Origin of the sequence: Nocardia sp. NPDC060259 (genome assembly GCF_042728775.1) — a bacterium.
Classification (GTDB): domain Bacteria; phylum Actinomycetota; class Actinomycetes; order Mycobacteriales; family Mycobacteriaceae; genus Nocardia.
Genome location: NZ_JBHXAY010000031.1, coordinates 19,422 through 31,458, shown reverse-complemented (window position 1 = coordinate 31,458; position 12,037 = coordinate 19,422). Strand labels below are relative to the sequence as shown.

The 12,037-nt window shown below is 68.3% G+C and carries 12 protein-coding genes; 11 read left to right on the top strand and 1 reads right to left on the bottom strand.

What is annotated here, in order from left to right; genetic code table 11:
* The first annotated feature begins 249 nt into the window (after window positions 1-249).
* Window positions 250-642: a DUF4254 domain-containing protein gene (locus tag ACFWF2_RS14790; RefSeq protein ID WP_189030564.1), complete on the top strand. Its 393-nt coding sequence runs from the start codon at window positions 250-252 to the stop codon at window positions 640-642.
* A 13-nt stretch (window positions 643-655) separates the two neighbouring features.
* Here the strand turns inward: ACFWF2_RS14790 and ACFWF2_RS14785 are convergent, their stop codons facing one another.
* A complete protein-coding gene (locus ACFWF2_RS14785; protein ID WP_379307981.1) occupies window positions 656-4,186 on the bottom strand; it encodes an AAA family ATPase in 3,531 nt (1,176 codons plus the stop codon).
* A 270-nt stretch (window positions 4,187-4,456) separates the two neighbouring features.
* Here ACFWF2_RS14785 and infA point away from each other — a divergent pair, with 270 nt between their 5' ends.
* From infA to ACFWF2_RS14735, 10 genes are all read left to right on the top strand, one after another.
* Entirely contained in the window at window positions 4,457-4,678 is a 222-nt protein-coding gene (gene infA, locus ACFWF2_RS14780) for a translation initiation factor IF-1 (RefSeq protein ID WP_003418601.1), read from the top strand.
* 148 nt (window positions 4,679-4,826) lie between these two features.
* Window positions 4,827-4,940 (top strand): 50S ribosomal protein L36, encoded by a 114-nt coding sequence (gene rpmJ / locus ACFWF2_RS14775; protein ID WP_011207363.1) that lies wholly within the window; start codon window positions 4,827-4,829, stop codon window positions 4,938-4,940.
* 178 nt (window positions 4,941-5,118) lie between these two features.
* A complete protein-coding gene (rpsM, locus tag ACFWF2_RS14770; RefSeq protein ID WP_019045109.1) occupies window positions 5,119-5,490 on the top strand; it encodes a 30S ribosomal protein S13 in 372 nt (123 codons plus the stop codon).
* A gap of 9 nt (window positions 5,491-5,499) precedes the next feature.
* Window positions 5,500-5,913 carry a 30S ribosomal protein S11 gene (gene rpsK / locus ACFWF2_RS14765; protein WP_019045110.1) on the top strand — a complete coding sequence of 138 codons (414 nt, stop codon included), beginning with the start codon at window positions 5,500-5,502 and terminating at the stop codon, window positions 5,911-5,913.
* 22 nt (window positions 5,914-5,935) lie between these two features.
* A complete protein-coding gene (gene rpsD / locus ACFWF2_RS14760; RefSeq protein WP_378845530.1) occupies window positions 5,936-6,541 on the top strand; it encodes a 30S ribosomal protein S4 in 606 nt (201 codons plus the stop codon).
* A gap of 135 nt (window positions 6,542-6,676) precedes the next feature.
* Window positions 6,677-7,735: a DNA-directed RNA polymerase subunit alpha gene (locus tag ACFWF2_RS14755; RefSeq protein WP_022567324.1), complete on the top strand. Its 1,059-nt coding sequence runs from the start codon at window positions 6,677-6,679 to the stop codon at window positions 7,733-7,735.
* Between the two features lie 44 nt (window positions 7,736-7,779).
* Window positions 7,780-8,280, top strand: a complete 501-nt coding sequence (gene rplQ / locus ACFWF2_RS14750; protein ID WP_378845528.1) for a 50S ribosomal protein L17 — start codon at window positions 7,780-7,782, stop codon at window positions 8,278-8,280.
* Window positions 8,281-8,364: 84 nt separating this feature from the next.
* Entirely contained in the window at window positions 8,365-9,204 is an 840-nt protein-coding gene (gene truA, locus ACFWF2_RS14745) for a tRNA pseudouridine(38-40) synthase TruA (protein ID WP_379307980.1), read from the top strand.
* A gap of 78 nt (window positions 9,205-9,282) precedes the next feature.
* Window positions 9,283-10,512, top strand: a complete 1,230-nt coding sequence (locus ACFWF2_RS14740; RefSeq protein ID WP_379307979.1) for a hypothetical protein — start codon at window positions 9,283-9,285, stop codon at window positions 10,510-10,512.
* A gap of 370 nt (window positions 10,513-10,882) precedes the next feature.
* A complete protein-coding gene (locus ACFWF2_RS14735; protein ID WP_379307978.1) occupies window positions 10,883-11,887 on the top strand; it encodes a helix-turn-helix domain-containing protein in 1,005 nt (334 codons plus the stop codon).
* Window positions 11,888-12,037: the final 150 nt, after the last annotated feature.

The following is a 12,037-nucleotide window of genomic DNA, read 5'->3' as shown; positions in this document are numbered from 1 at the left end:
GTGTACTCGTCAGGGTTACCTACGGCCGAGTAATGCTTGACAGGAAGCTTGCGAGGTTTATTGTAATGAACGTCCTGATCCGGTGCTGTGCGGCGACGACGGCGAGGCAACGTGGCTGGTTCGGAGAGTTCTACGGTTGTAATGGCTTTCCCCGACACATTGCGGTGTGTCGATACCGCCGGGCCGCCGGCGACTACCGGTCTGCTTCCCCTCTCCGACATTCTCGTCCGGGCGTGTCGCGGACATCGGGTGGTGGGTGGACCGCTGCTGTGGTTCGCGCGCGATCTGGCGGTGCTGCACGAGAAGCGGATCGTCGGGCGCGGCGGATTCGTCGACACCGATCCGGTGGTGATGCGTGAGATCGATTGCCGCCGAGCCGAACTGGTGCTCGCCATCGACGACTGGGTGCACCGCGGCGTCCCGCAGCACCGCTTGGGCGCCACCTTGCACACCGAGACGATCGGTGCGGTCATCGACCGCCTGGCCGAGTCCTCGGTGCGCGCGCACCACGCCCTGATGACCATGCCAGCCAACGACGAGATGCTGCACTGCGCATGGCACCATCTCGCCGAGTTGGCCGACGCCTACGACGACCTGGTCCGCGATGTGATCGCCGGTCGCCGCAGGCTGCCGGAGTGGTGACCGGCGGCGTAGCTCAGCCGAAGCGGTGGTGATCGACGCCGAACTCGTCGGCCACCGTCGCCGCCAGCTCCACGTACGCCCGCTTGGTCGTCTTGTGCAGGCGGTGCAGGTCGATCTCGGCGCCCTCGGACAGGTGTTCGTCGAACGGGATGATGTGTACCGCGCGGCAGCGTGAGAGGAAGTACTCACGCAGTTGCTGCACACCGACATTCGGGGAACCCTCACGCGGCAGGTTGATCACCACGACCGCGTTGCGGACCAGGTGGTCGTGCCCGTGCAACGAGAGCCAGTCCAACGTCGCCGCCGCGCTGCGCGCGCCGTCGATCGCGGCCGAGGAGATCAGCACCAGTGAGTGCGCCAGGTCGAGCACGCCGCTCATCGCCGAGTGCATCAGGCCGGTGCCACAGTCGGTGAGGATGATGTTGTAGAACCGCTGCAGGATCCGGGCCACCGCCCGGTACTCCTCGTCGTTGAACGACTCCGAGGCAGCCGGATCACGTTCGCTGGCAAGCACTTCCAGCCTGCTCGAACTCTGCGAGGTGTGCCTGCGGACATCGGAGTAGCGCTCGATCGACGGATCGAGCAGCAGGTCGCGCACGGTCGAACGGGTCTGTAGCGCCACTCGCTGCGACAGGGTGCCGAAGTCGGGGTTGGCGTCGACCGCGATCACCCGGTCGCCGCGGATCGAGGCGAAGATCGAACCGAGGCCGGTGGTGGTCGTCGTCTTGCCGACACCACCCTTGAGCGAAAGCACCGCGATCCGGTAGTCGCCGCGCACGGGCTGGCGGATACGCGCCACCAGCTCCTGCAGGCGACGTTCCTCGGCGGACATACCCGGGTTGATCGCACCACCCGAAACATGGTGCACCGCTTTACGCCAGCCACTGCCGGGCGCCTTCTTGACGCGCTTGACGGGCACGTTGTCCAGCGACGGCGGCTGGTAGCCCTGCTGCGGGTTGGCGCCCCAGCCGGGCTGCTGGTACTGGCCGGGCTGTCGGTATTGGCCCGGGGCCTGCTGCTGGTACGGCTGCGCGGTGGGGCCGCCCTGGAACTGCTGGGGCGCAACGTCACCGGGCTGGTACGGGGCGCCGTCGGGGCGCTGGTACTGCGGCGCGGGTGTGCCGTCGGGCAGGAACTGCGGCGCGGGGGAACCGTCCGGTTGGTACTGCGGGGGGAATTGTTGCGGTGCCGCGCCGTCCGGTCGCTGGTGCGACTGGGCGGCAGCGCCATCGGCCTGCTGGTAGTGCCGCGTGGCTGCGCTGTCGGGACTCTGGTGCGGCGGCGCGGGCGAGCCGTCGGGCTGCGCATAGTGCTGCGGAGGTGTGCCGTCCGGGCGGGGGTACTCGCCCTGCTGGTACGGCGGCGTCGTTGAGCCGTCCGGCTGGTGGTGGAACTGCTGCGCGGGGTCGCCCGGCTGGAACTGCGCCGGGGCCTGCTGATACGGCGGAACCGGAGTGCCCGGCTGTGCGAATTCGCCCGAGCGGTAACCGGATTGCTGCGAGTACGGCTGCTGCTCGGGTGTGCTCTGCCAGGTCGGCTGCGCGGAATCGCCACCGGGGGCCTGGTTCCGAGCGGCCTGCACGCGCGGGTCGTCCGGCCGGAACATCTCGGTCTGCGCGTCCGGGGCGAACTGGGCGCCGGGGGAGGGATCGCCGGGGACCGAGTTGTATTGCGCCACATCGTACGTCGGCGTCTGCGGGACGTACGGCGAGTGGTCGGGACCTGGTGCGGGCTGCGGCGGTGCGACAGGTTCACCGGACCGGTAGGGCGAGGCCCCGCCGGTGGATCCCCCTGCGGTGTAGGCGGATCCGGAATCGGTGGACGGCTGTGAAGAAGCGGCGGACGTGTTCGCGGTATCCGGAGGGGTGCCGGCGATGAGATCCGTCGGCAGGGCCAAGCGTGTGGTCGCCTCGGCCGGAGCCTGGGCGGTGGGCGTGGCGTCGTCAGCGGACGGGACATAGGCGCCCGTGGAGACGGCGCTGTCGGAGGGCGCTTGCGGGACAGGCACGTTCGTCAGCGCGGCATCGTCGGCGGGCGACGGGAGGTGCGTCGCAGTGCTCGACAGGGCGGTGTCGGAGGTGGACGGGTTGCTCAGGCGCGCAGGCGGTTCCGGCAGGCGCGGGGGAGTCCGCGTGGCGTCCGGGCGGGGGTCATGGTCGCCGATGATCGCGGGGCCGGTCGCCGCAGGTGCTGCGGATTCGGGCTGATCGAGACTGTGGCGGCCGCCGGTGCCCGCTTGTTCGCGGGGCTCCGACGGGTCGGTTTCCCTCGGCGCTTGTGTCTCGGTAGCCGAGGCGGTGGCGCTGTCGGCCGGGTCCGGCAACCGCCGGGTGGCGCGGCCATCGGACGGGCGGGCTTCGGCGTCGGGAGAGCGCAGCTCGGCGGCTGCCTCGTCCGGCATCGACCACGCACCGGCCGACGAGCCGACGCCGATCGCCGGGGCATTCGCGCCGGTCGACAGATCCGCGCCCGCGGAAGCGGGACCGACAGTCGATGGCGCGGGCGGCTCGACAGTAGAGGTCGGTAGTGGACCGAGAAGCGGGTCTGGGGCGCCGATCGGCGATCCCGCACCGGTCGACGGTGCGGGCGAGTCGATGGTGGCGGTCGGGCCGAGGAGCGGGTCCGCGTGGCCGACCGGCGGTTCGGCCGGTGCCGTCAGGCGCGGCGGGGCTTCTGTCGGCCGGGGGCGGGCGGGCGGATCCGGCAGCGGTGGGGGAGGCGGGAGGTCGGGGAGCTGGCGCTGGCCGGGGCCGAGCGGGGTGAATCCGGTCGACGGGGGCGCGGGCGTGCGGGTCGGCAGGGCCGGGCCCGAGCGGTCGTCACCCTGCGCGATGGTCGGGTCGGTGTAGGCGGCAGGGCCTTCGGTCTGGCCGACATGTGGCGACGCGCTGATCGGACCGCCGTGCGAAGACGGAGTAGCGGTCGGGTCGGCGTAGGCGGCTTCGGGTGAGCCGGTGTGGCCGATGTGCGGCGACGCGCTGCTCGGACCGCCGTGCTGAGGTGGCGCGGTGTGCGTGAAAGAAGCACCGGTCGGGCCCGTGTGGGTCGGCGCATGGGCGGACGGCCCGGGAGCGGGTGGCTGCGGGACCGCCGGAGGGCCCTCGCTGTACGGCGGCCTCTGCTCCTGCGGCCAGGGCGGTGTCATCCCGGGGCCCGCGGACGGTGCCTCGGGAGCCCCTGTGTTCGGGCCACCCTGCCACCCGGTGTTCGGCTGCTCGCCGGGGTTCAGCGGATCGGTGCCCCAGCCGGACTGCTGCCGCTCGGCGGGTGGGCGCTGGTTCCCGCGCTCGGCGGTGGGTTCGGGCTGCCGCTGCGGTGCGGGCTGCTCGAGCTGCTGGTCCTCGCCCCTGCGGCGGCGGCCGCGCTTGTCCTTCTTGGCATCGTCGTTGCCGCCGCGGCTCATGAAGCGGCGGCGTTTGGGTGCCTCGTCGATCAGATCGTCCTGGGGCAGGTTCTCGACAGGTGCCTCGTAACCGACCTGTGTGACGTCGCTCTCCGACAGCCACGGCGGCAACATGGGGAGACTGTCGTTGTTGCGGCTCACCGGCGCGCCTCGCTCACCAGGGTCCCCCGATCTGCTCGACCCACATCTGGACGCCGGTGAGTTTACGCGACAACCCGGGAGTCATGGCGGGCGGTCTGGGCGGGCGGTACGCCGGTTCCGGGTGTACGGTTCGGGGCATTTTTGCCTCTGGACACCCGGCCCGGTAAGCTTGAGCGGCGGTGCACCTATGCGCCGACTGTTCGCATGCCAGCGAGCAGCTACGAGGCAATCCAAACTCAGGTTAGAAGCATAACCGGGATCGCGGAGGATATGGCGAAGAAAGACGGGGCCATCGAGGTCGAGGGTCGAGTTGTCGAGCCGCTGCCCAATGCGATGTTCCGGATCGAGCTCGAGAACGGTCACAAGGTTCTCGCGCACATCAGCGGAAAGATGCGGCAGCACTACATTCGCATCCTTCCGGAAGACCGCGTGGTCGTCGAGCTGTCGCCGTACGACCTCTCACGCGGCCGGATTGTCTACCGCTACAAGTGATGCCTGTCTGACGCCGCGAGCCTGACGGCACGCGGCGTCGCATGGTGTTCCGGCCGAGGCCGGAGCGCGCTACAAGACTTCCCCAGTCGTCGGCTGGGGAAAAACTGTGTTCACAGACCCTTGTGGACCAAGGAAAGATTGGACGGACGTGAAGGTTCAGCCGAGCGTCAAGAAGATCTGCGAGAAGTGCAAGGTGATCCGCCGTCACGGCCGGGTCATGGTGATCTGCGACAACCTGCGCCACAAGCAGCGCCAGGGCTGATCCAGCAGCACCGCCGGGCACCGATCGTCTGATCGGACTGACCGAAAAGAAGAACTCCCAGCTCCAGCACGCACGCACGTGTGCGCGCCAACCACCGGTACGGAGGCCGGTGCCCCCACTGCGAAGACGGGGGGACGGACAGGGAGCAGACCTCCGCAACCATTAAGGAACCTGCCACATGGCACGTCTGATGGGCGTCGATCTCCCGCGCGAAAAGCGCATGGAGATCGCGCTGACCTACATTTTCGGAATCGGGCGCACCCGCGCCACCGAGATCCTGGCTCAGACCGGCGTCAGCCCGGACCTGCGCTCGAAGGATCTCAGCGACGACGACCTGACCAAGCTCCGCGACTACATCGAAGCCTCGGAGTTCAAGGTCGAAGGTGACCTGCGCCGCGAGGTTCAGGCCGATATTCGCCGCAAGATCGAGATCGGCTGCTACCAGGGCATCCGCCACCGTCGTGGCCTGCCCGTTCGTGGTCAGCGCACCAAGACCAACGCGCGTACGCGCAAGGGTCCGAAGAAGACCGTCGCCGGCAAGAAGAAGTAGGGATAGCGTATGCCTCCGAAGAGCCGGGCCGCTGGCCCGAAGAAGACTCAGAAGTCGCGTCGCCGGGATAAGAAGAACATCCCGCACGGCCACGCGCACATCAAGAGCACGTTCAACAACACGATCGTCTCGATCACCGACCCCGAGGGCAATGTCATCTCGTGGGCGTCGTCGGGCCACGTCGGCTTCAAGGGTTCGCGTAAGAGCACCCCGTTCGCCGCGCAGCTCGCCGCCGAGAACGCTGCCCGCAAGGCGCAGGAGAACGGCGTCAAGAAGGTCGACGTGTTCGTGAAGGGCCCGGGTTCGGGCCGCGAGACCGCGATCCGTTCGCTTCAGGCCGCTGGCCTCGAGGTCGGCTCGATCTCCGATGTCACTCCTCAGCCGCACAACGGCTGCCGGCCGCCCAAGCGCCGTCGCGTCTAGCGGGAAAGGAAACAGCTAAAAAATGGCTCGTTATACAGGCCCCATCACCCGCAAGTCGCGTCGTCTGCGCGTCGACCTCGTCGGAGGCGACCAGGCGTTCGAGCGTCGTCCTTACCCGCCCGGCCAGCACGGCCGCGCGCGGATCAAGGAATCCGAGTACCTGATGCAGCTGCAGGAGAAGCAGAAGGCTCGCTTCTCCTACGGCGTCATGGAGAAGCAGTTCCGTCGCTACTACGAAGAGGCCAACCGCCTCAAGGGCAAGACCGGCGACAACCTGCTCCGTCTGCTCGAGTCGCGTCTGGACAACGTCGTGTACCGCGCCGGTCTGGCGCGCACCCGTCGCCAGGCTCGTCAGCTGGTCAGCCACGGTCACTTCACCGTCAACGGTGTCAAGGTGAACGTGCCCAGCTACCAGGTCTCCCAGTACGACATCATCGATGTCAAGGAGAAGTCGCTGCCGACGCTGCCGTTCCAGGTGGCGCGCGAGACCGTCGGCGACCGTCCGGTCCCGGGTTGGCTGCAGGTCGTCCCCGGCCGTCTGCGCATCCTGGTGCACCAGCTGCCCGAGCGCGCGCAGATCGATGTGCCGCTGCAGGAACAGCTCATCGTCGAGTACTACTCGAAGTAAGTCGTAAATGCTGGTGGGCCGTCCCCGTTAAACCGTGGACGGTGTACCCGCAGGGTGGGGGCCGTTTAGACGGCGGCCCCCGCAATCACTGATTAGGCGTCAAATAGCGGACGCCCTGACAGGAAGTAGATCCTCATGCTGATTTCCCAGCGTCCGACACTGACCGAAGAGGTTGTGGCGGAGAACCGCTCGAAGTTCACCATCGAACCCCTCGAGCCGGGCTTCGGTTACACCCTCGGCAACTCGCTGCGTCGTACCCTGCTGTCCTCCATCCCGGGGGCCGCGGTCACGAGCATCCGCATCGACGGTGTCCTGCACGAGTTCACCACCGTTCCCGGCGTGAAGGAAGATGTCACCGACATCATCCTGAACCTCAAGGGTCTGGTCGTGTCCTCCGAAGAGGACGAGCCGGTCACCATGTACGTGCGTAAGCAGGGCCCCGGCACCGTCACCGCTGGTGACATCGTCCCGCCGGCTGGTGTTGTCGTGCACAACCCGGACATGCACATCGCCACCCTGAACGACAAGGGCAAGCTCGAGATCGAGCTCGTCGTCGAGCGGGGCCGCGGTTACGTGCCCGCCGTGCAGAACAAGGCGACCGGTGCGGAAATCGGCCGGATCCCGGTGGATTCGATCTACTCCCCGGTGCTCAAGGTGACCTACAAGGTCGAGGCCACCCGTGTCGAGCAGCGCACCGACTTCGACCGTCTCATCCTCGACGTGGAGACCAAGAACTCCATCACGGCGCGGGACGCGCTCGCTTCGGCGGGTAAGACCCTGGTCGAGCTCTTCGGCCTGGCCCGTGAGCTCAACGTCGAAGCCGAGGGCATCGAGATCGGCCCCAGCCCGGCCGAGGCGGATCACATCGCCTCCTTCGGTCTGCCGATCGAGGACCTGGACCTCACCGTCCGGTCCTACAACTGCCTCAAGCGCGAGGGTGTGCACACGGTGGGCGAGCTTGTCGCCCGTACCGAGTCGGACCTGCTCGACATCCGCAACTTCGGCCAGAAGTCCATCGACGAGGTCAAGGTCAAGCTGCACGCGCTCGGCCTCTCGCTGAAGGACTCGCCCGCCTCGTTCGACCCGTCCTCCGTGGTGGGTTACGACGCGAGCACCGGCACCTGGAGCGATTCCGGCACCTTCAGTGACACCGACGGCGGCGAGCAGGACTACGCCGAGACCGAACAGCTCTAGATCTTCGGGGGGCACCCCGGACGATCTTTCCCAAGGAGAATCCAATGCCTAAGCCCAAGAAGGGTGCCCGCTTCGGCGGGTCGGCGTCGCACCAGAAGGCGATCTTCGCCAACCTGGCCACGGCGCTTTTCGAGCACGGTCGTATCACGACCACCGAGTCGAAGGCCAAGGCGGTTCGCCCCTACGCCGAGAAGCTCATCACCAAGGCGAAGGGCGGCACGCTCGCCGACCGTCGCGAGGTCATGAAGGTCATCCGCAACAAGGACATCGTGCACGCGCTGTTCGCGGAGATCGGCCCCTCGTTCGAGGGTCGCGAGGGTGGCTACACCCGCATCACCAAGGCGCTGCCGCGCAAGGGTGACAACGCGCCGATGGCCGTCATCGAACTGGTCCGCGAGAAGACCGTGACCAACGAGGCCGATCGGGCCCGTCGCGTCGCCGCTTCGCAGAAGGCCGAGGCGCCCGCCGCCGAGGAGACCACCGAAGAGGTTGTCGCCGAGGCTCCGGCCGCCGACGAGGCCGCCGAGGACAAGAAGGACGCCTGATTCTCAGGAGTTCGGCCGAGCCCGTCACCCTTCGTGGGTGACGGGCTCGTTCTTTTGCCAGTGACATCAGGTGCGGAGGAAGCGATGGACGACACCGAGCGGAGCTCGATCCGGGTGCGGCTCGGGATCAGCTACGACGGCACCGATTTCACCGGCTGGGCGCGTCAGCCCGGCCTGCGCACGGTGCAGGGCACGCTGGAGGAATCGCTGTCGAAGGTGTTCCGCGAGCCGATCCAGCTCACCGTCGCCGGGCGCACCGATGCCGGGGTGCACGCCGAAGGGCAGGTCGCGCACTTCGACACCACCGGCGAACTCGACGCCGACAAGCTGCTGTACCGGATGGCGCGGTTCCTGCCCAAGGACGTGCGCATCACCGAGGTGGCCCCCGCGCCCGCGGATTTCGATGCCCGCTTCTCCGCGATCCGCCGCCACTACGTCTACCGGCTGACCACCGCGCGCTACGGCGCCGAGCCGCTGCACGCCCGCAGCGTGGTCGCCGCCAAGCCGGGGCTCGACCTCGACGCGATGCGCGCCGCCTCGGCGACACTGCTCGGCCTGCACGATTTCGCGGCCTTCTGCCGTCGCCGCGAAGGCGCGACGACCGTGCGTGAGCTGCAACGATTCGACTGGGAACGCGACGGCGAACTGCTCAACGCCGCTGTCAGCGCCGACGCGTTCTGCTGGTCGATGGTGCGCAGTCTGGTCGGCGCTATCCTCGCCGTCGGTGAGGGCCGCCGGACACCCGAGTGGGTCGCGAGCCTGCTCACCGAGACGGAGCGCTCGAGTTCGGTGACGGTCGCGCCCGCCCACGGCCTGAGCCTGGTCGCCGTCGACTACCCGGCCGACACCGACCTCGCCGCGCGCAACGCCCAGACCAGGGAGGCCAGGACCCTGCCCGCCGCGGGAGGCTGCTGCGGCGATTAGTCGCTGCGTGGTTGCGGCCGCTGCCGCCTTGGCGGGGATACGATAGCCCGACTCGACGTCAGCGAGAAAGCCGGGCAGATGACAGGTGATTCTGGTGGCCGGGTTCGCCCTTTCCGGCGGATAGCCGTTGTCTTGCTGGTGGTCGTCACCGGGCTGTTCACGCTGACCGCCGTCGTCGCCGGTTATCTGCGCGCCGAAGTCCTCGATACCGATCACTATGTCGAGACGATGGCGCCGCTGGCCGACGATCCGGTGGTCCAGAATGCCGTCGCCGACGCGTTGACCAGGACCGTCATGGCCAGGATCGATGTCGAGAGCGCGACGTCGGATCTGCTCGAGTCCGTCGGCGACGCCGAGGACCGTGGCCCGCTCGCCGCGGCGCTGGTGCGTAGCCTGCCCTCGATGCTGGCTGCCCGATCCGAGGAGCTGGTCAGGGACGCGGCGACCGCCCTCGTGCGCAGTGACGCCTTTCCGCGCCTGTGGAACGCGGCGAACCGGCAGGCGCATCGCGCGCTGGTCACGGCGTTGACCGGAAAGGACACCGGTGTCGTTCAGGTGGGCGCCGGCGGCGTCGTGACGATCTCCCTCGACCAGATGCTGGACGAGGTCGGCGACGAACTGGACAGTCGCGGATTCGCCCTGGCGGACCGGGTCGTCGATCTGCGGTCCGAATTCGTGATCGCCGAATCCGACGCGCTGGCCAAGGCCCAGCAGGCCGTGCGCCTGCTCGATCGGGGGGCGATCGTGCTCGCGGTGGCCGCGCTCGCCTGCGCGATCGGTGCGGTCCTGGTGGCGGGCACCGGCTTTCGGCGGCGCGCGATTCTCGGTGTCGGCGCGAGCGTGCTGGTGGCCATGGTCGTGCTCGCGGTGGCGCTGATGCTCGCGCGCGGTGTGTATCTGGATCATGTTTCGGCGCGGGACCTCTCGGAGGACGTCGCGCGCACCGTCTTCGACACATTGCTACTGCCGTTGCGGGTGAGCATGCGGGTGCTCGCGGTGCTCGGCGCTCTCGTCGCACTCGCCGCCTTCCTGGCCGGGCCGTCGGCGCCTGCGACCTGGGTGCGCACGACCGCCGACCGGGTGCTGGACCGGCTCCGCCGGGGCGAGCGCGGCCCGGTGTCCGGCTTCGTCTCGGCGAACATCGGCTGGTTGCGGTACGCGGTGCTGATCGTCGCCGCGACGGTGCTCGTGTTCTGGGACTACCCGACCGTGCGGGTGGCCGTGCTGATCGCGGTGGTCGCGGGCGTGGGATTGCTGGCTCTGGAGATCGTCGCCGGGCGACGGCGGATTCCGTCACCGGATCGCTGACTTTGCAAGCTGCACAAGGTAGTCAGGCATGTCAGTTCTATCGCGTGTTCCGGGAAGCGACGGGCATGACGCCGGGGGAATACCGGATGGTTGCCCGGCGGCGGTCCGTCGCACTCTGAGCGCGACACGACGCGTATCGGGCATGCGTGATAAGCATCACAAACCGGCCGTACACGACCGAATGGTCCGGCCCGTATCTCCTGCAAAGGCCGGGGTCGGTTGAATATTTGATGAACGATAAATATTCCATTCTGAATCGTACGGTGGCGACACATCCGTGAATCTGGCAGGCTCTGACATCACGCGACGGGTGATTCATTGTGACGCCCGCGGTTTGCTGGTCGGTGGGCAAGAGAGCGGGGTGGGTGGCGTGGAGTCGTCGGAGCCTCTCGTCGAGCTGCGACTGAACGACGGTCCGGAATTGCAGGCGGGCGAGGCCTTCGCGCGGTGGGAGGCATCGCTGTCGGAAAGCTATGTGCCGCTGGCGGTCGACCCCGTACGCGATCAGGCATTCCACGGGTGGATCGTGCGCGGCGCCATGCCCGGCTTCGAATTGTCGACTGTCGGTGCCAGTGGCCAGCGCGTTCGGCGTACCAAGAGCGGCATCGCCCATACCGACGGCGAGTTCCTGTTCGTCAGCATTCTCACCGCGGGTTTCGGCAGGATGCACCAGGACGGGCGCATCGCGGTGGTGCGACCGGGGGACATGGTCTTCTACGACACCACCCGGCCCTATCACTGGGACCTGGACGGCTCGTGGGCGCAGGTCGTGGCCAGGGTGCCGTTGGCCTTGCTCGGCGAACACGTCCCCGCCGATCGCAGCGCGCTGCCCACCGCCGTGACCGTGCAGGCCGACAGCCCCGGCGGTGTCGTGGCCGGTTTCTTCCGCGACCTGGCCCGTATCCAGCAGAGCGCACCCGAACAGGCCGCGGTGCTGGCCGCGAACGGGGTGAAGCTGCTGGCGTCGGCGATCACACTCGCCGGTGGCTCGGTCCCGTCGGGGGCGTCGGCGCAGGCGCTATCGCGGGAGCAGGTGCTGTCGTTCATGCGCGCGCGGTGTACCGACGCGGGCCTGACCGTCGACGAGATCGCCCGCGCGTGCCTGGTGTCGCGGCGCAGCCTGTACCGGCTGTTCGACGAGACCGGCGAGGGGTTGAGTACGGTGCTGCGACGCATGCGCGTCGAGTGCGCGCAGGTCCTGCTGATCCGCGATGCCGGCCGGTCGACGGCGTCGATCGCGCAGGCCTCCGGCTTCGCCTCCGAACGCCATTTCTTCCGTGCTTTCCGGGTGGAGACCGGGATGACGCCCGGGGAGTATCGGCTGGTCACCGCACCCGTTTCCGGTCGCGGCGCAGACGGCCGCCACACCGCGTGAGCCGATTGCGCATGGGCGATATGTCCGAATTTGTGTGGCATGCTGTCCGCACGCGGGCTGGCTGGCGATCAAGGGAGGGCGCGGGGTGGTGCTGAATCGACGGACGACGGTCAGCGTTCGGACCGGACCCGATCAGCCTGCCCACCGCGT